Raw genomic sequence first — 21,661 nt, 5'->3', positions numbered from 1 at the left:
AGGATGTTAACATACATATCAAAAAATAACACCGGCGAACCTAATGGGCCATCAAATTAACAAAAAATTTTAGATCGTGATAGGGAAATTCAGTTCGGCTTATTAATAGAATCACAGATCAAGAGTTTGTCTACGGATGGCTTAATCTTACTGGTGGCAGGCGTGGAGCAGCGCATTGACGACTGTATATAAACCATCAAAAATCCATTTTGAAACTAGTTCAGGAGGAGTTATTTAACGGATCGGGGGCTTTTCTTCTATTTATTCATCAAATCTAATCCCCAAAAGGATTGACTTAGGAAATATTTAGGTTATGATTATACATAGAAATAATATTGACTGATTAATCAATCAAAAAAAGGAGTCTACATAATGCCGAGACAGGATGAACAAAATAAACAAATTCGAGATGCTAGAAGTGAACAAATTTTACAAGCGGCGGCTCAAGTATTTGCACGCAGAGGGATGGCCGCAGCAAAAATTAGTGATATTGCTAAAGAAGCTGGCTTAAGTCATGGGCTTGTTTATCATTATTTTAAATCAAAAGAAGAAATCTTTACGACTTTGGTTAAAAAAGCATCGGAAAATTCAATGGATATAATTCAGCAAGCAAATCAGCGAGAAGGGACACCTTTACAAAAGTTACAATGGATGACTGAACAAATGATAGAAAGTATTGGGAGCGGCGAAGAGGTCCTTCTTTTCCTAATTATGATTCAAGCTAGTACGTCAGATGCGGTTCCAGAAGAAGTGAAAGAAACGTTAAAAATGTCCTCGCCAGTGGAAGTAACTGCTCCTTTAATCATTGCGGGACAGAGAGAGGGAGAAATCATTCAAGCTGATCCAATACAATTAACTGTCACTTATTATGCTTTGATCCAAGGGTTAGCTATTAATAAAATTCAATGGCAGGAATGCCCCATGCCTGATCCGATGATGATTATCAATATTTTTCGGAAAAGGGGAGAGTAAAAGTGATTTTAAACATTAAAAATAGGAAAAGGAACTTCATTCTAGTCTCACCGATCGTGGTCATTTTACTAGGCTTCATCACAGCAACGACGTGTTCAAAGGTAATCGATGAGTGGGCATGGGTTCCGCTTGCTATTGTTTATTGGAGTTCACTTGGTATTTGTATAAAATATTTTAAAGGAAATAAGCAAATTAAAGATTGGTTAAAAAAGCCGCAACCATCAAAGTTAATGGTATTTTTCAGCCTCATCCTTGGTTTTTTCCCTATGTCTGTGGTTATGACGAACTATGAGTTATTTAACTCTATTTGGCTAGTCGTTCTTTGGCTATTATTTGCCATCATCAATCCATTTTTTGAAGAATTGTATTGGAGGGGTCTATTATTAGACGCTGCAATGGAACTGTTTCCTAAATGGATCGCTATGGCGTATTCAACGATTTTCTTTGTACTTAGTCATCCATTGATGTGGGGCGTATTTTCTATTGCCAATGCCCATTACCATGTGTTTATTTATTTAACGATATTGGGTGTGGTTTGGTCTTATACATATTTTCAAACGCAAAGTTTAAGATGGGTGATACTTTCGCATTTTTTTGTAGATATAGGAATAATGACCGTACCCGTCTTTTTAAATTTGTATGTACCTCCTAATGTGTGATCTAAATTTTCTAAGAGGGATTTTCGGTGCCAACTGGTAAAAAAAGATAAAAGAATACATAGAGAAAGACAATGGAAGATAATTTGTTCTTTCAGTCCACTAGGGGACATAAGTAGAACCTTTTTTCTTAATACCATTAAGTTATCTATTCAATGGTTAGAAAAAGTAAACAGAATTAACTACATTAACATGGAAATTTAATGGAAAAAACTAGGACACCAAACCTTTAGAGCTTGGTGTCCTGTTATATTTGTCAAAAGTAGTGATACAGGATAAATGCTAAACAACTTGTATATTACATAGTATCAATAAAAAAATGGATACTAAGTTTGAAAACAAAAAGAGGTGATACGAATGAATATGTGCCCTTTATGTAACGCATTTAAGGAATTAGAATTGTATTGTCCAGAATGCAGTTCCCGATTAGACGACTCAGGCAAAGTATCCGATTTTTTAGACCCTTATGGTCATTATAATGATGAAGAAACAGTAAAGATGGGGGATGGCTACCCCAATACAACGAAGGATCAGATTTGTCCTCATTTAATTTATTGTAATCATTGCGGATATGATGAGGTGAAGTTTATTCAAGAAGAATAGTGGGTGAAATGGCTGGCTCCAATGATCAATCGGTTGGATTAAATAATATGAAAAATAAAGTTGGTAATTTTTACTGTGGTATTAAAAGACTCCCCTGAGGTGCTGAACTATTTTGGGTTCGCTAACCAAAATATAAGCATACGGGGGAGTTTTTATGTTTTAGCATATACAAGCTAGAATTGTAAATATCACATCATGCTTCAAAGTTTTACCCCAGTCTCAATTAGGTTTTATTCCTACTTTTTATTCAATGGGAAGTTCAACACTAAAAGTACACCCACCATGTACGGTATCTTTTAATGAAATTTTTCCATTGTGTAATTTCACAATTTCCAGTGCAATACTTAAACCTAATCCAACATGTTTCTTATCTGATCTGGATGGGTCTGCTCGATAAAAACGATCAAAGATATATTCTTTTGCAGTGTTAGGGATGCCCAGACCATGATCTTCAATGTCAAAAACTATTGAATCATTTTGAATGAAGGAACGAATAGTAACCACACTTTTGGCTGGAGAATAGCTGATCGCATTATCCAAAAGAATAGCAAGTACTTGCGATAATCGTTCTTTATCGGCATGAAAAGGCGGTAATTCTTCTTTTGGTAAATCAAGTGTCAGTATTTGTTTTTTTTCATGGCAATACGATATATGAGTTTCGTATGTTTCAATTAAAAATGTTTCAGTATCTATGAGCTCTTTTTTGATCGTCCAACGATGAGAATCATTGGAGGCTAGGAATAACATATCTTGTATTAATCGAGACATTCGTTGACATTCATTTAGAATACCTTTTATGTAAAAACTAGCTTGAGAAGGCTCGAATTTAATCGCAGAAGCATTTGCTTGAATGACAGCTAATGGAGACTTTAACTCATGCGATGCAGCTGCTACAAATTCTTTTTGTTTTTGAATATTGATGTCAATAGGAATTAAGGCCTTTTTCACTAGTATGTTACTTAGAAGAAATAGAAGTAGTAATCCAATTACTTCAATAAATATATAAGTGAGTACTGTTTTCAAAGATATTATTTTAGAGAAATCTAAGTAATAAAGTATATATATTGTCTCTTTTTCATTAGGGAATGTCAGACTGGTTCCATAATAATAATCATGCTTCTCACCTTTTATCGTGACAATAGGATTTTTATATACTGAATCTTCAAAAAGGTTAACTGCAATGACAATTTTATTTAGCTCATTTTTTAAAGTTTTGAATAAAAATTCTCTATTTGTTTTGGAAGATAATGAACCTTTATAGGATGGGTCTATTTCTTGAATATCAATCATGACATGTGTTTGATTTTCTATTTCGGATAACTGAGAATGCGTCAAGTCTGTCTCGTTTTGAATGAAGTAATTTACAGAAAAAATTGCATTTTGAAATATGTTTTTTTCAAACGTAATAGCTTGTTTAATGGAAGAATAGAAAAGCAAACCTATGACTAATGTTAGAATCATTCCAGTAGAAATCGTATATAACAGTATGAGATTTCTTTTTGCATGTTTCAGCATGTTTCAGCTTCTTTTAATTGATAACCAACACCGTAAATCGTTTTTATGATAGCAACGCTGCCTACATTTCTTAATCTTCTTCTTAAAAAATGGATATAGTTATCAAGATTTCCCATTTCTACTGTAGTATCAGCCCCCCATACATGTGCTAGTATGCGCTCCCTCGAAACAGGGATATTTTTATTTTTGATGAGAAAAGCGAGCAATTCTATTTCTCGTTTTGATAGAGAGAGTTTCTTATCGTTACAAACTAACAGCTTATTAGTAGTATCTAATGTTATGTTTGAGAAAGTAAGTATTTCAATATTTTCAATTTTAGAAGGACGTCTAACAAGAGCACGAATTCGAGCAAATAATTCTTCCATAGCAAATGGTTTTATAAGATAATCGTCTGCCCCAGCATCTAAACCCTCTATTCGATTATGAATTTCACTCATGGCAGTAACCATAATAATAGGTGTATTAATTTGTTTATTACGCAGGACTTGTGTGATACTTAAACCATCTATTATAGGAAGCATGCGATCTAAGATAATTAAATCGTAGTTCGATTTTAGAGCATAATGAAGAGCATCTTCTCCATTATGATAGCGATCCACATAATATCCTTGGTTCAGTAATTGTAAATAAATTGTTTGGCATAAATCGATATCATCTTCTATAAGTAAAATACGCATTTCATAACATCCTTTATATATTTAGAATATTTCAATATAATATATCCCAAAAACAGTATAGCAATGAAATCTCTAAAAATCCTTTATTTTTTGTATGAAATATTCCAGTATCTTTAGAGATTTCATCAATAGAATGAATAGTATCAAGAGCATATATATAGAAAGTGTGGTTTGAAACATGCAAAAGAAACTAGTTAAGGGATTATTGTATATCATTTTCGTGATGTATCTTGTTTGTCTACTGAAGATCATATTATTTAAACATAGTTCTTTTCTACAGTTATTTACTGTAGAGTTAAGTACATTTCGTTCGTATAATCTCATTCCTTTTAAAATCTTTGCTGATTTTAAAACGGTATTACAATCAGATAATTGGTTATGGGGAGTATCTAATATTTTAGGGAATGTCGTTGTTTTTATTCCTTTAGGGCTATTACTACCTACTCTTTTTGAGAAAATGAGAAATCGGTACGTTTTAGTCATCATCACATCGATTAGTGTAAGTGTACTTTTTGAAACTCTTCAATATGTATTAGCATTAGGGAGTGCGGATATAGATGATGTTTTATTGAATACAGCAGGAGGAGGATTAGGTGTTTTCTTCTATTATTTGTTATCACGTATGATGAAACAAAAAACATTTATCATTCAATGCGTTGTTTTAACTTTCGTAGTACTTATAAGTGTCCCTTCTTATTACGTAGCAAAAGTTCAGTTTGGAAATTTACTAGGTTTAACGAACGATACAACACATTTTATAGGGAATGAACATATTCCAACTCGTGAGCCGGATGGACAAGGGACCCTTATTAGAATAGATCCGTTAAGTATAGAGTATTATCAGGGGTTTCTTTCTGATAATGAAAAGAGTAATGAATTTTTAGAAAGAAATAATGTTGCAGTAAATGATGAAACTAAAATATTTTTCCAAACATCTCAAATGAAAGAAACAGAGGAAGTCATTACATATACAGAAATGAAAAAAAGCGAATTTGATCAAATAAAGAAAAATGCTAATGTCAGGCTTTGGTTAAAGCCTGATCAACAAACAGCAGAGGTTGTTGTCATCTGGGATTCAGTTGCTTCAGAAGGTGGTTCTTTAACCTTTGAAAAAAATCCAAAATCGAAAGAAAATGATCCACCTAAAACAGATGGTAATGAAGAGGAAATTGAGGGAAATATATTACATATAAACGGAAAAGACTTAACGATAAATCTTGTTACGACTCAAGAATTAGAAAATGGAAGTTCCGTTGCGACTACTGGTTTAGGTAAGAACATTGTAAAATTCGATGTGAAACTAGAAGATACAACGAGTTATATAAAACGAACGAGTAAAGATATGGGGAAAACATATAAAGACGAAAACGTCACTAGAGCAGATTTAGAGATAGATCAGCCACTCCTTATCACGGGAGTAAAACAAGGCGAAGAGTTTATTGCTAAATCTATTATTATTTATGAATTTAAATAATATACCTTATTCTAAGAACTAGCTAGACTCAGAGAAGTGATAATTATTTTTCTTGTAATCATCGTTACTGGATGGAGCGGCTAAGGAATGACACCTTCGATACAAAACGTACAATAAACTAAGGGAGTAGTTACTTTTATATAACTACTCTCTTAATTTAATCACATTCATTTGTGTTATTGACTTGTGCCTTTTGGTTTTCTGGAAAAAACCTTTCAAACAATATGACTAGAGAAATAGTACTCAGTAGTAATAATGCTGGTTATATGTTTGAGGTGTATATCTTTGATCGGTGTAGTAGTTTCTAGCATGTTGACGTTGCCATGAAGTGTTTTCATCGACCCTGTTGCAGTTACTAGGCGGACCAATAAATGTTGCCGGTTGAACAGGTGCCACAGCTTTCTTCCATTGTTTTTCATCCAAACAATAGGTGTGAGCCATGATATTCGCAGGAGTTAACTTCAGAATATCTGATCCTAGAATGACTTCAGGCGTCGGTGCATTAAATATAGCTAATAAATGTGTGTTATCTGCATTAGCTACTTCATAATGCCACCAACCTTGCGGAACATTTGCTACTTGTCCCGGTGTAATAGAATAATTTTGAATTTGCTTTGTAAATGGATTTAATAATGAAACAGTAGCAGCGCCAGAAATACAATAGACTAACTCTGCAGCATTTTGGTGATAATGTGGTTCTATAACATTGTTGGAACTAAGAAAAATATCGAGTAAGGAGACATTTTCCAGTGTGTTTAATTGTTGGATACCTAATACATTAATATAGTTTTGGTTATCTTTTTTCATTAATGGACTTTGATTGACATCAAAAGAGAAACGTACGGATGGAGAAGTATAATCCAAATAAGAAACCATTTATATTCAATCCTTTGTTTTAAATTAATTTTCTTAAATAAATTATGAAAATACGTAGTAATAGTGCATGTACTGACCTTAATCAAGGCCTAAAGGAAATTAGTTTGTTACACATTTCGATGAAAACGCAAAGGAGGAACATCCTAGTATGAGCAAGTTCGGATGGAGGAAAAAGAGCCTGCGCAGTATTAGAACGAGAAGAATGAATACCTAGCCAGTTGTATTACTCTGTCTTAGTTATAGCTAAAGCGATGATTAATAAAATCAAAGATATTCTAATAATTTTGTCTTCCGTAAGGATCTTAAGTAAAGCAACTAAAGCTATTCCAACTACAGGGTTATCTTCAACTATGAGAATTGTGATGGTATCTAACAAAAAAATAACAAAGTCAGTATGATCTTGTTCGATATCCATATCCCACACCTCGTTTTTGACAATATACTCATAAGAGAAAAATATGTGTTTCTGTTGTCAGGTTAGACGCAAAATGTGTAGCAATTGAGGTAATTCTTTTATTAAAAAAGAGACCAATCCCTTTGATCTCCTTTTTACTCTATTTCTTTTTCTTATTGCTGCTAAAAGCAATTAGAACTCCAAAGAAACCAGCAAAAATAGCAACCCAGACTGCGATACTCAAGATATCAACTCCAAATATTTATTTACAAATTACTACGTTTCAGAAGATAAAAAGTTTCAATTTCTTTCACTATAAAATGGTGATGAAGCGACTCGATAATAGGATTACGAAGAATGGTGACAATTTTGTAAGGTCATATGAAAGGAAAATCGATCGAACTCGGGCATTGAATAAGATACTCTTAATTCAGAAAATCAGATATTCAACAAACAGGAGTGAAAAGGATGAAGAGTAGACAAAGAGCCTCGGCGATTTTCAAGATTATTTTATGTTCGATCATGTTCATTTTGATGACGGATGAATGGTGGTTTACGAAAGCAGTGAGGGCAGAGTCGGACACATTGTCGAATAGGAATATAGAGGACTTCAAGAAAAAGATAGACGAACAAGTACCAAAATGGCAGGAGAGCTATGGTGTACCAGGAGTTGCAATAGGCATTGTCCATGAGGGGCGTATTGCTTATACCCTTAACTACGGTTATGCAGATAAAAAGAAAAAGATACCGGTAAGTGATGATACCTTATTTCAGGCTGGTTCTATATCTAAGAACCTTACAGCATGGGGAGTTCTGCACCTTGCAGACGAAGGACTTATATCACTGGATGATCCTGTCGAAAAGTATTTGAAAGACTGGAAATTAGCTAAATCGGAGTTCAATCATGACGAAGTGACAATTAGAAGATTATTAAGCCACACTGCAGGGTTACCTCCACATAAAGGATATCTCGGGGTAGCACCTGGGAAACCTCTTCAACCTATCGAGGAATCCTTGTCTGGAAAAGGGTGGTATAACGATCCGGTGCAAATAACCGTAAAACCGGGTTCAGAAGCGATTTACTCTGGCGGTGGCTATACCATTTTGCAGCTTGTGATCGAAGGGGTGACTGGGAAGCCCTTTGACCGTTATATGGAGGAACAAATTCTGAAACCTCTAGGAATGAAATCTAGTTCATTCCAACAAAGTACCAAAGATCCTAATCTTTCGAAAGCTTACGGTTATTTTGGACAGGAACTCCCAAACTATCAATTTACCGAACAGGCTGCCGCAGGCTTTAAGACAAATGTAACTGATATGATGACATTGATACTTGCAAGTATGGATACAAATAACCGCAGTAAAGGGCATGGCGTCATCAAAAGCGAACGTGTGGAGGAAATGCAAAAGCCGGTATTAGGTGAGAATGGTTTGGGTGTATTTGTGAAAGAGTTATCTAATCAACAGAAATTGATTTATCATTCCGGCGACAATCGAGGCTGGCATTCTTTTTATGGTTTCATTCCGGAAACGAAGGATGGATTGGTGATCCTTACGAATAGCGAAAATGGGATAGATTTAAGACAGGATGTTTACCATGCTTGGATTGAATATGAGACAGGAAAGTTGCCTGAGGAGCATTCCGCCATTGCTGAGATGAGAAAAAACAACTCCATTATATCTATTGTTATTGGAACCGTACTTGGATTATATTTGTTGCTGTTTGGGGTCAGACTTCGTAACGGCAGAAGAGCCTTTATTACTAAGCATGAGAAGAAACCTTATATTAGACTAGGGGTTAGGACATTCTTACTCTTTACTATTAGTACGCTCTTGTTTTGTGCTTCCTATGTATGGAGCGTTCTGGTATTAGCTTCAGGCAATACAACTAATTATATTCTAATAATGTCCTGGCTTATAGTACTATTCATTGCCGGCTTTTTCCCGAAAAAACGAAATAGTAACAGGAATTTAGGAAATCATACTCCAGCTTGAATATGAGAATAGCAAATTATTTTCTTAAAAAAGCTTATCGTTAATTGCTTGTCTATTTGAAGTACATTGACTCATGGGGCTGTCTTATAAGTCGATTGTTCGGCTTAGAGGCGGCCTTTTTTTTATCGGATGGGAGGATCAGTCGGTCAATCGCCCTTTTTAGCCGGAGATGTGAGAAAATCAGTCGCCAATCATTCCAAATTAGGCGGGGATTCTCTGAAATCAGTCGCGAAATACTCCCAATCAGTCGCCTCCACTTTTATTTCTCAAGAAAGAAGGCCGTGAAAGTACAAAAAAAGATTTCTCAACGATCAGGAGCCAATCTATTTGAATAATACTTTTTAATGCGTTGTTTTTTCATTATTATTTAAATATAGATTTCTAATTTCTTAATTTTTTAGGAGGAATATATGTATCGTATTTTTATTATAGAAGATGATGAAAAAATAAGTGGTGCTCTGAAAAGAAGTATGGAAAAGTACGGATTCGAAGCCTCGTGTGCTTCACGATTTCGTGAAATAATACCGGAGTTAGAATCGTTTTCGCCTCATTTGGTCCTGCTTGATATTAATTTACCGTATTTCGACGGTTATTATTGGTGCAGGCAAATTCGTACACGATCAAGCATGCCGATTATCTTTATTTCTGCTCGAGAGGGTGAAATGGATCAGGTGATGGCCATCGAGCACGGTGGTGATGATTATATTACTAAGCCCATTCACTTAGATTTATTAATAGCTAAGGTGAAAGGAGTACTAAGAAGAGTTTACGGCGAATACGCCTCTATGTCAGGGCTAAATATTCCAGAGGATGTACTGAATGTGCAAGGTTTACGGTTGAATCTTAGCCGAAATGAGATGTGGTGGCAAGAGAAAAAGGTTGAGCTAACGAAGAACGAGTGTTTATTGGCTAAATGTTTTATGCAGCAAGCTGGTCAAATCGTTTCTCGTGATCAGCTTCTGGAGGCGCTGTGGGATGATGTACAATTTGTTGACAATAATACACTAACTGTCAATGTGACGAGACTGCGAAAGAAGTTAGAGGAAATCGGATTATCACAAGCAATTGAGACCATTCGTGGCCAAGGGTATAAACTAATCCTCAATAATGATAGAGAAGAGTCAAATGAATGAGGAGACAATTGGTTGCTTTATTTTTATTCGATCGATTGCTTTATGTGTTCCTATATATACTCATTGTCGGAGTGGGTGTGGGGTTAATGCTATTGGAGAAAGGGCGTCAACCTGAAGCTATTGAAATGGGGACCATTTATTATTTTATGTTTCTTGCTCTATTTTTCATCGTATCGTGGCTGGTTGTTGACTATCATCGCCAAAAATCCTATTACAAGCAAGTCCAACAAGCTATGGAAAGGTTTGATGAATTGCAGGACGTGACGATCGTGCAATCGATGGTCACTAGAGAGCAACGGCTAGTTACTCGCTTATTGGAGAAGCAGCACAGTGTTTATTTGAATGAACTTAGAAAATATCGTCGACAGCAGGAACTGCAAAATCATTTTGTCCTACAATGGGTTCACCATATGAAGACACCTGTATCCGTGATCGATTTGCTTGCACAGGAAGCTTTGCAGGAATTGCCATCTACAAAGGAGGGGCAAAAGAAGCTTATTTTTAGCATGCAGGAAGAAGCAGAGCGGATGACAAGAGGGTTAGAAATGATGCTGTACACCGCGCGCCTAGATAAATTCGAAATCGACCTCCATCTCAAAAAGATGCCGATTCATGAATTGGTTCGCACCGCTATGAATGCGCACAAGCGTCTCTGTATCCGTCATTCCATATTTCCACGGATTGATGGTGAGGCATGGGTTGAAACCGATGGAAAATGGATGACGATTGTGTTAAATCAATTCATAAGTAATGCCATCAAATACAGTAAAAGCAAGTCAGGTGAGCAACGGCTTGTTTTCCATATAGAATCGAATATGGACGGTGTCACTAAGCTAAGCGTGACAGATGAGGGCGTCGGTATAGCGCCACACGATATGTCGAGAATATTTGATCCGTTTTTCACTGGAGAAAATGGACGTCATACAGGGGAGTCGACAGGAATGGGATTATATTTAGCCAAACAAGTGTGCAATCGGCTTGGTCACGGGTTAACGGCAGTATCGGAGCAGGGCGTCGGTACTACATTTACTATCACTTTTAAACAGCGTAGCATTCATATTCTTAGTGACCAACCACAGAAGTCGAGCTGAAATAGGAGGAACCAATGACTGTACTTAAAGCACAAGGGGTTAGGAAAATATATAGTTTGAAAGGAAGTTCCGGTTATCAGGCATTAGAAGATATTGATCTGCGAATAGAAGCTGGGGAATTTGTTGGTGTCATGGGACCATCTGGAAGCGGAAAAACGACTTTGCTTAATTTGTTGGCAACGATTGACCGTCCAACGTCTGGCCAAATCGAAATTAATGGTATGAATCTAAGCAAACTGAGTGACAAGGAGCTAGCCTTGTTCAGACGGCGCGGTCTTGGATTTATCTTTCAAGATTTTAACTTGATCGAAACGCTATCTGTCAAGGAAAACGTGATTTTACCACTCGTATTGGAAGGCATGCCACCTCATCTGATAGAGAGTAGACTAAACCCGCTTGCCGAATGGTTGCAGATTCATAAGCTATTAGGCAAACGCATATATGAGTTGTCCGGCGGCCAGAAGCAAAAAGTAGCTATCGCACGATCTCTTATTCATCAACCACCACTAGTGCTTGCCGATGAACTGACTGGTAACCTTGATTCTAAGTCAGCAAAAGATGTGATGGATGTACTAAAGGAGATGAATGAACGCTTGAAGACGACTGTGCTTATGGTGACACACGACCCATTCTCGGCGAGTTATTGCCAACGCATTGTGTTCATTAAAGACGGGCGACTTTATTCGGAAATAAGGAGAAGTTCAAATCGGCAAGCGTTTTTTCAACAAATATTAGACGCGCTAAGCGTGCTCGGGGGGACTTACAATGACGTTCCGTTCACTCGTGCTTAGCAATGTCCAAGGCAATTGGCGATCATACATCGCATTCTTCATGAGCAGCGTATTTTCCGTCATGACCTTTTACATCTATGCTGCTTTTCTTGCTCATCCCGATGTGGTGAGTGGCCATATTGCGGCAGCTGCAAAAGTAAGAAAAGGCATGGTATTCTGTGAGTACGTGATCATCATTTTTTCGTTTTTATTTGTGCTTTATTCCAATTTATCATTTTTCAAGACAAGAAAGCGGGAGTTTGGCCTTTTTTCACTATTTGGTATGACTCGTGAACAACTACGTAAATTTATTATCTATGAAAATATGACGATTGCGGTATTAGCGATTGGGGTAGGCATCGGACTAGGTATTGTGTTTAGCAAGCTTTTTTTTATGGCGCTTGGCGTAATGCTTGATATAAAAGATACTATTGTGTTTGCTGTTCCACCTGCCGCAGTGTGGTTAACGGTTAGGACCTTCTTTATGTTATTCGCAATCATTTCTCTTTGGATAGCGCTTCGGATGAGACGCATCGAAATGGTTGATTTATTTATCACTTCACAACAGCCGAAGGGGCAGCTTGTATATTCTCCATGGCTTGCCGGGCTAGCAGTTGTATGTATAGTAACTTCTTACAGTATGGCTCTGATGTTAAACGTTCCTTACTTCGACCTTATGATTACGCTGATTTTGATTACGGTTCTAATCGGTACATATCTTTTGTTTACGCAGGTAAGCATCATGTTGCTGGGATTTATTCAGAAGCGAGTGGGTATCTACTATCATCGTACGAATATGATCATATTCGCCCAAATCGGTTACAAGTTGAAAGATAACGCACGAATGTTATTTATCGTAGCAATTTTAAGCGCTGTTATTTTAACGGTGACAAGTGCGACCTATATGTTAGCGTTAGCGGTGGATTATCAGGATATAAAGACCCAATATGATAATTCTAAAGAAGTCATCTCGCTGACGATGTTTATCGGCATGTTCATCAGTTTGCTGTTCTTCATTGCATCCGGAAGCATGATTTACTTCAAGCTGTTCACTGACCTGCAGGAAGATCAGGTGCAATTTAAGGCCTTGTCACGAATCGGTATGACCCAAGGTGAAATTCGTCAAGTGGTCTTCACACAAGTGAGCATTATATTCTTCCTCCCATGCATCGTTGGGATTATTCATGCACTAGTTGCGATGAAAGCGTTAGATCACTTTCTTATGTTATCTAATTGGTACTATTCATTCATAATCATTGGGATTTATGTCATTATGCAGACCATTTTCTTCTTAATAACCTGTCACAGTTATATGAAAAGTATTATGCATGAAGTTGCTTCTTAGTGGCGCGGAAGAGGATGGATTTCAGTATTATTAAGTTTTTTTCGCACAACTCCCATTCATGTAGAGCAAGAAGCCTATGGGAGTTGTGCGGAAAAATGTGAAGGGGGAGGGGCCATACATACGTTCAAAGGTTTTCTTTTGGGGTCGCAGCTTAACCTATTTGTAGATCGTTACTTCAGAAATACCATATACTATTAGCTAAAAATTATAACCGTATAGAAAGACATTCAGTTTTGCTTGGAGTGAATCCAAATAGATTTCTTTTTCATTTAGACGTTTAAAGTTTTGACTATCATAAAAGCCGTAGTTACAAATAGTATCTGTAAATAGATACATAGATTTTACATCCATACTTTTCATATAATTATACAAATGATTCATCAAGGTTTTTCCTACTCCAAGACCTCTAGATTCTTTAGATACAATAAATAGCTGTACGCAACCTTGAAAATCATCTTTTTTCTCCTGCAAAATCTCTTTATATGTATCTTGAATCTTTGAAAATTCTTTTATGAATTTTTTATTCTCCTTATTAGCTACAGTTACTTTAAGTATAGTATAGGCAAAACTGAAAGTATTATGAGTTTTCCTTAAGTGATTCTTTTCTTTTTCTGAATTTCCTAAAATAACCCCAATGATCTTATTGTTTTTTTCTGCTACTTTGCTAAATGAACTTTCTAAAATACAACCTTGTAGATAAAGGTTTAATACTGAATCTAAAAATTTTTTATCTGTAATAAATTTATTGATGTTAAATGCTTCTCCAATTAATTCTTTAACACGTTCATAATCCTCTTTAACTAGATCTCTATATATTACTTTCTCCATGTTTATATACTATCCTTTCATATGACTAAACTTAGTAGTATTTGGTTGTAAATCGTTGTACGATCTGTTGCTTAAACTCTTGGGTAAACGTTCGACGTATTCTTTTTGTTATGTAGATTCTCCTCGAAACTAAATTAGTATGTTTATTCCACTTAACCTAAGTATAACCAATCGATACATCAAGGACATTAATAATGCTCAAGAATATGCTGCTCATATCAAGGAAAACGTGGGATTGATGATGGATTAATTACTATATTTAAGTAGGCTAATTACAAAGGTGTAACAGTAGGGAGATGTTATGATGTGAGGGAAAGTAACAACTTTATTCCTTTAGTTACGCAATAATGCTGGTAAAAGCCTTACTCATTTGAGCGGAGCTTCCGTAAAGAAAAGCTCTGCTGTACTGGAAAGGATTTGTCCTCATTTAATGTATTGCAGCCGTTGCGGATACAATGAAGTGAAATTTGTTCAAGAAGAATAAAGGAAAAGGAGTGTTTTACTGAAACAAAAAATAAAGGACCCGTGGAATGTGATATTCTTCGGGTCCCTTAAAAAATTAATGTGTATAGTTATCAAAATAACCTTGGATAAAGATGATTGGCGTTCCTTTATCGCCGCTTCCTGAAGTCAAATCGGATAAAGAGCCGATTAGGTCTGTCAATTTTCTCGGTGTCGTTCCTTGTGCTTCCATCGATCCGACAAGGTCTTCCTCTTTATTGTTAATAAACTCAGTGATCGCCTCTTGCAGTTCCTCACCTTGCAAGTCAGCAAAGTTATTATCAGCTAAATATTTTAATTTCACTTCATTTGGTGTGCCGTTAAGCCCAGCTGTGTAAGCAGGTGAGACGACTGGATCGGCAAGCTCCCAAATCTTTCCGACAGGATCTTTGAAAGCGCCGTCGCCATAAATCATCACTTCTACTGTTTTTCCTGTTTGTTCTTTCAGCATTTGCTGGATTTTATCCACGATTGGCTGGCAAGTATGCGGGAATAATTTCACGCTGTCTTCTGTTGCTTTATTAGATCCAAGCAGACCATAGTCTTCATTGTAGCCGCTGCCATCAATAGACTCAGATAAAATATCGTCCAGATTATAAATTTTCTCGCCACCATGTTGTTTCAAGATTCGTTTTGTGCGGAATCTCGTATGAATATCGCAAGTGAGCACACTCTTTGTGTAGTTTAAAATCGTCTTGGCATTGTTAGAGAAGATAACCTCGCATTCAACGCCGTGCTCCGTAATAATGGATTTGTAGTATTCAATATAGTCAACGCCTGTAAATGTATGTTTGTTATAGCCGAAATGCTCGCGGAATTCTTGTTCCGTTAACACATCTGTCCAAGGATTCACACCTTTTTCATCTAGTCTGTCAATGTCAACTAAATGATTGCCGACTTCATCAGAAGGATAGCTAAGCATCAAGACAATTTTTTTCGCGCCTTTGGCAATACCGTGAAGACAGTTGGCGAAACGATTACGGCTTAAAATGGGGAAGATCACACCAATTGTATCGTCTCCGAATTTGGAACGAACGTCTGTGGCAATATGATCGACCGTTGCGTAGTTTCCTTGAGCACGTGCAACGATCGATTCTGTAATCGTTACGATGTCTTTATCATTGATTTCAAAACCTTCTACCTTAGAAGCTTTTAACACACTGTCTACAACGATTTGTTCAATGTTATCTCCTTGATTGATGATCGGGCCGCGCAGACCTCTCACAACCGTTCCTACTACTCTTTCCAATCTAATCGCTCCTCACTAACTATGTAAATGAATTCAAATATTTATATTTTTACTATACATTGGAATAATGATATAAGTAAAGTTAATATATCTAATGATGGGTATAAGGAGAGATTATATGATAAGTAAATTAGATTTATATAAAGTGTTTTGCATCGTAGGCAAAAGTAAAAGCTTCTCCAAGGCTGCCAAAGAATTATATATGACGCAGCCGGCTGTCAGTCAAGCGATCAGGCAATTAGAGCGGCAACTGGATACTCGTCTGTTTAATCGAACACCTAAGGGCGTCTCCTTCACCAATGAAGGGAGTCTTCTATTTGAATATGTTCATTCCGCCATTCATTTAATTGATGCGGGAGAAGAGAAGATGTTAGAATTTAAAAATTTAACGACGGGTGAATTAAAAATTGGGGTAGGGGACACGGTTTCTAAATATTTTTTACTTCCTTATTTAGAGGTTTTTTGCAATAAATATCCAAATATTAAGTTAAGGATCATCAACGGAACAACCGATGAACTTATTTCGATTTTAAAATTGGGGGAGGTAGATATCGTCTTTTGTAATTTCCCTATTCACGACTCCGCCTTAGAATTACGACCTTTCTTCGAAATTCAAGACATCTTTGTTTACGGTGAAAAATTTAAGAAGCTATTATCCAAGCCAGTCAGCATAAAGGAATTATTAAAATTACCGCTCATTTTTCTTGAACAAAAGTCAAACTCGAGAAAATATGTCGAGGATTATTTACTATCGAAAGGCCTCAAAATTTCACCTGAATTTGAACTAGGCTCACATGATCTGTTACTCGAATTCGCCAAAATCAACTTAGGTATTTCCTGTGTAACAAGAGAATTTTCCAAAGAATATTTAAGCAAGGGATTGGTATATGAAGCGAAATTAACGGAGGACATTCCAAAGAGGGATATAGGGGTATGCTTTTTGAAAAGCGTGCCGCTCTCACCAGCTTCCACAAAATTCGTCGAGCTGATCGAACATCAACAGCTCCTGCTTTAAGAAAAATGAGGCAAATGGTTTGAGGATAGGAGCGGTTACATCATGACTCAACTTGCTAGGAATCTTTATAGCTATGAAAGCATTGATTGTATTAGAGGCCTATTATGTCAAGCTGAGATGATTCAGCAGCTTTGAGGCATTGGCCATAAAGTGAAAAGGAGGATTTTATATGAATAAAAAAGACTTTCCTTTAGCTTTAATGATCATCATGTTTAGCACGGGCTTAGCGATTTCTTTCTTCTATGGTGTAGTAGACATTTTTATAAATAACTAGAGAAGTGGTAGAGGCATCGTGATGTTGGATGAGAATGAGGTTTACCAATGGTTTAGGATCCTGATTAGTGTTCGTGTTGAACGCAAAGTGTGCAACAGGAAGCAAGATTTTTTCACAAAAAATGACCGAACAAACTCTAGCAAGAGAGTGTTCGGTCATTTTGCAAGGTTCCCCTTTTTCAGTTAATGCATTTTATTTTTTTATCGCATGAAGATAATGAATAGTTTCAAAAGCGGATAGGTAATCGTTTCGATCTTTAAAATAAAGTTCATGAATTTGAGCCGGTGATAGGTGTTCGTAAATTAGTAAACCGGATTTCTCTAACATCTTCTCCATTTCAAAATAAGAAAAACACGATTTCATTGATTCTCCGCCTGCTGAAGCCATTTTTACCATGTTTTCAACTCGATTAGAGATCCCTTTTTCTTCGAATAGTTTTTCATCTGCATAATCAAAAACGATCGAACTTCCTGAAGGCACTTTGGCAAATAAATAATCTATTAAGCTTGAAACTTCCTCTTTCGTTAAATAATAAGAAACACCTAAAAGACTAAAGAAAGTTTTTTTGTTATCAAATCCTTTATCTATTAGGTTTTGATAGGACAAATTTTTAGTGAAGTCCATAGGAATAAAATGAAGGTTACTTGGGATTTTTAAATTAGCCTCGTTCAGCCTTTTCTTTTTAAATTCCTGTGTAGCAGGGTGATCAATTTCAAATATTTCTAGGGTGTTTTGGAGTTCTGGATGTCGGAAACAAAAAGTATCTAATCCAGCACCAAGTATGACATATTGTTTTAATCCTAGCGTAATTTCATGAAGTAATACTTTTTCGCAATACGCAGCGCGTGCCAAGGGCGTCGGAGAAAGTTGAATCTGTGTAATCCATTTTAATATTTCCTCTGTATTTCCCTCGAATTTTTGTGCGATATCTTTGTTGAAGAACTGGATGCCTTGAACCATATTGTCTTTGATGTCATTACATTCATTTTGTGAAATCAAATCTTTGGCTATATAGTCATCAAAGATTTTAGGGGTATCAAATTGACTATGATAAGCTCTGCCAAAAGCGGATATTAATGAAGTGATACTGGACTTATCTTTTTTCATGCAAACACACTCCTTCATTTTAAAGCAAAAAAATAGGATTCCCCTGGCCAGGAGAATCCTATTATATAATCAAATAATTTAAATGTAAATTATAGCATAAATGAATTTTTTTGTCAATATTTATGATCGTGGATGTCTTCGTACAAATATTGACGCTTGGCAAGCTTTACGTAGAAAATATGGAAGAGGAATGTAAGCAAGTTGACTAATAGAATCGGAGAGAGAGTAAGAGTTTGTCTACAGGCGGATTGAGTTTGTTGGTGGCAGATGTGGAGTGGTGTATTAGACGCAAACTGTGCAGGAAGTGCTAGAAAATTACAAATAAAGATAGAAGGAACCCTCCTAATAAGGTGGCTAAAATAAAGGCTGGTATAGAAAGTAGAACCTTAATTCGAAATCGAATGGCACTGAAATGTTTATAAAACGGACTTATCGATTTCGAAACTAGGATGAAAAGAAGTACAAATATACATGTTGCTATTAAATCAACACGAGTAAATGGAGGGCTGATATATTCATCGAAATAAAAATGGAGAACAAAAAACACACTAAACAATATAAATTGAGAAACAAAAAATTTAAAGTAATTCATAAATAATTCACCTCCTGTTCGATACGCTGGATGTATGTAAATCAGATATTCCTATAAGTAAAAGAAGTACACTAAAAACCCAGAATAAATTGGCTATAATTATTTGGGTAGAACCTTCTGTAGAAGCCAATTCTGGTTCAAGATAGACCGGTTTAATCAACCATATCGTCCAAATGACTAAACTTATTGTTGCTACAACAAAAGAGCCTAAAAACCATAAATAAGTACGAGAAAATTTCTGTTTATACCACACATATAAAGTGAACAAAATAGCGATTCCTAGTGTGCAATAGGAGCTTATTAAAAGAAAATTACGAGTATTTTCTTCTATCCACATAAACATAACATCTCCCCAAAATTGTTTTAATTATTATTTTACCATTAAATCTCAGTACGATGATTAACTTTGTTTTGAGGCAAAACCCGTCAAACAAAGTATTAGATACACTTTATGAATGAGCAGAAGAAAATAATCAGGAAACAGTAGAAATGATTCAGATGTTACTAACTGATCTAATGGAATAAAAAAGCCGAGAAAGCTCCTGACCTTTCAAATACTATCGACAATAATATTTTAACAGATCGGGGGAGCGTCTTGACTTGGAAAAAGCAATCAACCTTGAAAAAATGACAGCGGAAATTGATCTAATGGAAAACGTAGCTTACGTGATTATAGACGGCCATTTGACGAAAGTGACACCTAAGCAGTTCAGCGAAGATACGATCATCTGGAAGGACGGCAAGGTTCTTGATGTGATAAGAAGTGAGCGGCGTCGTCTGAAAGGGCAGGATGTTATTTGAAGCATAATGTATAATAAGATAAGATGAAAATCCAAATTTTAGTTAAAATATTTGTGGATAAAATAGAGGGAGAGTTATATTATGTTGGAGCTAAATGGAAAATACAATACAACAAAAATATTTACTGATAATGTAGAACAAACAGCCATGTCTCAAATTACTGAGCTTTGTAACCAAGAATTTGTACAAGGTTCCAAGATTCGGATTATGCCTGATACTCATGCGGGAGCTGGCTGCACGATCGGAACAACTATGACCATTCAAGATAAAATTGTTCCAAACTTAGTTGGAGTGGACATTGGCTGCGTTGATAAAGATACAGAGTTTTTATCTTCTAATGGTTGGGTTAAGATATCCGAATATAATGGTCAAGAAATTGCAACATATGATCTTAAAACAGATCATACTCATTTTGAAGTTCCTATCGCTTTTATTAAAAAAGAAGAAACGGAATTTTACCATTTAAAAACTAAGTACGGCATTGATCAGATGCTATCCAAAGAGCACACTCTATTGGTAGAGAAAGGTTCACAACATAGACCTACTAGTCAAGGGCAACGTTATATATTAACAGCTGAAGAATTATTTGATAAACATTCCAAATTAAAACTCGGTTTCCGTGATAATTTTATTACTGAAATACCTAATTTAAAGATATCAACAGAATTACCTTTAACCGACGAACAGCTTAGAGTTCAAGTTATGGTTATGGCAGATGGTTATTTAGAAAACAATACTGTATGTGTAGTTAAACTAAAGAAAGAGCGTAAAATTGAAAGAATAGAGCGATTATTAGAAGCTGCTAATATTAGTTATTCTCGGAAAGTATATAATGATGTTGTTCATTTTCGTTTTCAAACTCCAATGATGGAAAAAAGAATATCTAAATTTTATCCTGCTTCTTTAAAACAATTAGCTATTATTTGTGATGAAGTGAAACATTGGGATTATTCAATGGATCACGGATCTTATTGTAGTATTCATAAAGAAGATGTAGATTTTGTACAGTACGCTTTTGCTACGCAGGGTATTCGCACATCAATAAGTCATGATATCAGGGAAGGTAAAGAATTATATCGATGTTTGGTAGCTAATTCTAAACCAAGAGTGCAGTTAGCTGGAACACCGAAGACAGATATTCAAATTGTTTCTTCTGAAGATGGATTTAAATATTGTTTTACTACTAATACAGGATATTGGATCATGAGACGTAATGGCTGTGTTGTAGTTACAGGCAACTGCGGCATGGAAGTGGCCGTCATTGATGATCAACGCCCGCACACTTGTGATTTTAATCGTAAGTTAGGGCGTTTTTTCTTTGGTTTTAAAAAATACATATGTTACTATTATTACAGGTGAATATAATGAAAATTAAAAAAGGTAGAGGTTATGTTTACGCCATTCAATATCATATTGTTTGGTGTGTGAAATATCGGAAAAACATCATTAGTGGTGCGCTTGAAGATCGTTTAAAAGAAATCTTACTAGAACAATCTCATACACACGAGTTTACGATCGTTGAAATGGAAACAGACGGGGATCATCTACATATGTTAATCGAATGTTCTCCTCAACACTACATTCCTAACATAATGAAAGCTCTAAAAGGAAATAGTGCTAGGTATTTGTTTAAAGAGTTTCCTGAATTGAAAAAACAATTGTGGGGGGGCCATCTTTGGAATCCATCCTACTTCATTTGCACAGTTAGTGATCGTACAGAAGAACAAATTACAACATACATTCAAGAACAACAGGTAAAACCGAGAAAACGCGGTAGACCGAAAGATAGGTAG

Annotated in this window: 19 protein-coding genes and 1 pseudogene; 13 read left to right on the top strand and 7 right to left on the bottom strand. The window is 35.9% G+C overall.

What is annotated here, in order from left to right:
* The first annotated feature begins 372 nt into the window (after positions 1–372).
* The 3 genes from WDJ61_RS09775 to WDJ61_RS09765 all read left to right on the top strand — a co-directional run bounded on the left by WDJ61_RS09775 (position 373) and on the right by WDJ61_RS09765 (position 2,231).
* Positions 373–972 (top strand): TetR/AcrR family transcriptional regulator, encoded by a 600-nt coding sequence (locus WDJ61_RS09775; protein ID WP_338749180.1) that lies wholly within the window; start codon positions 373–375, stop codon positions 970–972.
* A gap of 2 nt (positions 973–974) precedes the next feature.
* Complete coding sequence (locus WDJ61_RS09770) at positions 975–1,631, top strand: CPBP family intramembrane glutamic endopeptidase (protein WP_338749178.1); 657 nt, start codon at positions 975–977, stop codon at positions 1,629–1,631.
* Between the two features lie 354 nt (positions 1,632–1,985).
* Positions 1,986–2,231, top strand: a complete 246-nt coding sequence (locus WDJ61_RS09765; RefSeq protein ID WP_338749176.1) for a hypothetical protein — start codon at positions 1,986–1,988, stop codon at positions 2,229–2,231.
* Positions 2,232–2,474: 243 nt separating this feature from the next.
* On the opposite strand, the gene WDJ61_RS09760 is transcribed toward WDJ61_RS09765, so the two are convergent.
* Together WDJ61_RS09760 and WDJ61_RS09755 are read right to left on the bottom strand one after the other, a co-directional pair.
* Positions 2,475–3,746, bottom strand: a complete 1,272-nt coding sequence (locus WDJ61_RS09760; protein WP_338749174.1) for a HAMP domain-containing sensor histidine kinase — start codon at positions 3,744–3,746, stop codon at positions 2,475–2,477.
* Entirely contained in the window at positions 3,740–4,423 is a 684-nt protein-coding gene (locus WDJ61_RS09755; RefSeq protein ID WP_338749172.1) for a response regulator transcription factor, read from the bottom strand. Before WDJ61_RS09755 ends, WDJ61_RS09760 begins: the two co-directional genes overlap by 7 nt.
* Positions 4,424–4,601: 178 nt before the next feature.
* On the opposite strand from WDJ61_RS09755, the gene WDJ61_RS09750 reads away from it, so the two are divergent.
* Complete coding sequence (locus tag WDJ61_RS09750) at positions 4,602–5,897, top strand: VanZ family protein (RefSeq protein WP_338749170.1); 1,296 nt, start codon at positions 4,602–4,604, stop codon at positions 5,895–5,897.
* 243 nt (positions 5,898–6,140) lie between these two features.
* On the opposite strand, the gene WDJ61_RS09745 is transcribed toward WDJ61_RS09750, so the two are convergent.
* Complete coding sequence (locus WDJ61_RS09745; RefSeq protein ID WP_338749168.1) at positions 6,141–6,773, bottom strand: cupin domain-containing protein; 633 nt, start codon at positions 6,771–6,773, stop codon at positions 6,141–6,143.
* Positions 6,774–6,996: 223 nt separating this feature from the next.
* On the bottom strand, positions 6,997–7,188 hold the full coding sequence (locus WDJ61_RS09740) for a hypothetical protein (protein ID WP_338749166.1): 192 nt from the start codon (positions 7,186–7,188) through the stop codon (positions 6,997–6,999).
* A gap of 447 nt (positions 7,189–7,635) precedes the next feature.
* Between WDJ61_RS09740 and WDJ61_RS09735 the strand changes: the two genes are divergently transcribed.
* The 5 genes from WDJ61_RS09735 (at position 7,636) to WDJ61_RS09715 (ending at position 13,501) form a co-directional block, all read left to right on the top strand.
* Entirely contained in the window at positions 7,636–9,162 is a 1,527-nt protein-coding gene (locus WDJ61_RS09735; protein ID WP_338749164.1) for a serine hydrolase, read from the top strand.
* Between the two features lie 410 nt (positions 9,163–9,572).
* Positions 9,573–10,295, top strand: coding sequence for a response regulator transcription factor (locus tag WDJ61_RS09730; protein WP_338749162.1), 723 nt, complete (start codon positions 9,573–9,575; stop codon positions 10,293–10,295).
* Positions 10,292–11,386 carry a sensor histidine kinase gene (locus WDJ61_RS09725; RefSeq protein ID WP_338749160.1) on the top strand — a complete coding sequence of 365 codons (1,095 nt, stop codon included), beginning with the start codon at positions 10,292–10,294 and terminating at the stop codon, positions 11,384–11,386. Before WDJ61_RS09730 ends, WDJ61_RS09725 begins: the two co-directional genes overlap by 4 nt.
* A 14-nt stretch (positions 11,387–11,400) precedes the next feature.
* On the top strand, positions 11,401–12,177 hold the full coding sequence (locus tag WDJ61_RS09720; RefSeq protein ID WP_338749158.1) for an ABC transporter ATP-binding protein: 777 nt from the start codon (positions 11,401–11,403) through the stop codon (positions 12,175–12,177).
* Entirely contained in the window at positions 12,152–13,501 is a 1,350-nt protein-coding gene (locus tag WDJ61_RS09715; protein WP_338749156.1) for an FtsX-like permease family protein, read from the top strand. The genes WDJ61_RS09720 and WDJ61_RS09715 overlap by 26 nt, the downstream gene beginning before the upstream one ends.
* Before the next feature lie 198 nt (positions 13,502–13,699).
* Here WDJ61_RS09715 and WDJ61_RS09710 read toward each other — a convergent pair whose 3' ends face one another.
* Positions 13,700–14,329, bottom strand: a complete 630-nt coding sequence (locus WDJ61_RS09710; RefSeq protein WP_338749154.1) for a GNAT family N-acetyltransferase — start codon at positions 14,327–14,329, stop codon at positions 13,700–13,702.
* Between the two features lie 559 nt (positions 14,330–14,888).
* A complete protein-coding gene (locus WDJ61_RS09705; protein WP_338749152.1) occupies positions 14,889–16,079 on the bottom strand; it encodes a coenzyme F420-0:L-glutamate ligase in 1,191 nt (396 codons plus the stop codon).
* A 118-nt stretch (positions 16,080–16,197) separates the two neighbouring features.
* Here WDJ61_RS09705 and WDJ61_RS09700 point away from each other — a divergent pair, with 118 nt between their 5' ends.
* The gene (locus WDJ61_RS09700) at positions 16,198–17,094 is read left to right on the top strand and encodes a LysR family transcriptional regulator (protein WP_338749150.1); all 897 of its coding nucleotides are present in this window, start codon (positions 16,198–16,200) and stop codon (positions 17,092–17,094) included.
* A gap of 466 nt (positions 17,095–17,560) precedes the next feature.
* On the opposite strand, the gene WDJ61_RS09695 is transcribed toward WDJ61_RS09700, so the two are convergent.
* Positions 17,561–18,475 (bottom strand): class I SAM-dependent methyltransferase, encoded by a 915-nt coding sequence (locus WDJ61_RS09695; protein ID WP_338749148.1) that lies wholly within the window; start codon positions 18,473–18,475, stop codon positions 17,561–17,563.
* Between the two features lie 1,192 nt (positions 18,476–19,667).
* On the opposite strand from WDJ61_RS09695, the gene WDJ61_RS09690 reads away from it, so the two are divergent.
* The 3 genes and pseudogenes from WDJ61_RS09690 (at position 19,668) to tnpA (ending at position 21,661) form a co-directional block, all read left to right on the top strand.
* On the top strand, positions 19,668–19,868 hold the full coding sequence (locus tag WDJ61_RS09690) for a DUF3954 domain-containing protein (protein WP_338749146.1): 201 nt from the start codon (positions 19,668–19,670) through the stop codon (positions 19,866–19,868).
* Positions 19,869–19,949: 81 nt separating this feature from the next.
* Positions 19,950–20,189 (top strand): annotated as a pseudogene (locus WDJ61_RS09685) (RtcB family protein); the annotation flags it as partial.
* A 1,040-nt stretch (positions 20,190–21,229) separates the two neighbouring features.
* On the top strand, positions 21,230–21,661 hold the full coding sequence (gene tnpA / locus WDJ61_RS09680; RefSeq protein WP_338754759.1) for an IS200/IS605 family transposase: 432 nt from the start codon (positions 21,230–21,232) through the stop codon (positions 21,659–21,661).

This window comes from Bacillus sp. FJAT-52991 (genome assembly GCF_037201805.1).
Classification (GTDB): Bacteria; Bacillota; Bacilli; order Bacillales; family Domibacillaceae; genus Bacillus_CE; species Bacillus_CE kandeliae.
The sequence above is the reverse complement of the archived record's forward strand: the minus strand, read 5'-3'. Positions and strand labels throughout refer to the sequence as shown.

Bases quoted from the DNA above. Each gene is read 5' to 3' on its own strand.
- WDJ61_RS09750 (WP_338749170.1), top strand. From the start codon at position 4,602: ATGCAAAAGAAACTAGTTAAGGGATTATTGTATATCATTTTCGTGATG.
- WDJ61_RS09720 (WP_338749158.1), top strand. From the start codon at position 11,401: ATGACTGTACTTAAAGCACAAGGGGTTAGGAAAATATATAGTTTGAAA.
- WDJ61_RS09695 (WP_338749148.1), bottom strand. From the start codon at position 18,475: ATGAAAAAAGATAAGTCCAGTATCACTTCATTAATATCCGCTTTTGGC.
- WDJ61_RS09715 (WP_338749156.1), top strand. From the start codon at position 12,152: ATGACGTTCCGTTCACTCGTGCTTAGCAATGTCCAAGGCAATTGGCGA.
- WDJ61_RS09735 (WP_338749164.1), top strand. From the start codon at position 7,636: ATGAAGAGTAGACAAAGAGCCTCGGCGATTTTCAAGATTATTTTATGT.
- WDJ61_RS09725 (WP_338749160.1), top strand. From the start codon at position 10,292: ATGAGGAGACAATTGGTTGCTTTATTTTTATTCGATCGATTGCTTTAT.
- WDJ61_RS09755 (WP_338749172.1), bottom strand. From the start codon at position 4,423: ATGCGTATTTTACTTATAGAAGATGATATCGATTTATGCCAAACAATT.
- WDJ61_RS09710 (WP_338749154.1), bottom strand. From the start codon at position 14,329: ATGGAGAAAGTAATATATAGAGATCTAGTTAAAGAGGATTATGAACGT.
- WDJ61_RS09760 (WP_338749174.1), bottom strand. From the start codon at position 3,746: ATGCTGAAACATGCAAAAAGAAATCTCATACTGTTATATACGATTTCT.
- WDJ61_RS09775 (WP_338749180.1), top strand. From the start codon at position 373: ATGCCGAGACAGGATGAACAAAATAAACAAATTCGAGATGCTAGAAGT.
- WDJ61_RS09700 (WP_338749150.1), top strand. From the start codon at position 16,198: ATGATAAGTAAATTAGATTTATATAAAGTGTTTTGCATCGTAGGCAAA.
- WDJ61_RS09730 (WP_338749162.1), top strand. From the start codon at position 9,573: ATGTATCGTATTTTTATTATAGAAGATGATGAAAAAATAAGTGGTGCT.
- WDJ61_RS09740 (WP_338749166.1), bottom strand. From the start codon at position 7,188: ATGGATATCGAACAAGATCATACTGACTTTGTTATTTTTTTGTTAGAT.
- WDJ61_RS09745 (WP_338749168.1), bottom strand. From the start codon at position 6,773: ATGGTTTCTTATTTGGATTATACTTCTCCATCCGTACGTTTCTCTTTT.
- WDJ61_RS09765 (WP_338749176.1), top strand. From the start codon at position 1,986: ATGAATATGTGCCCTTTATGTAACGCATTTAAGGAATTAGAATTGTAT.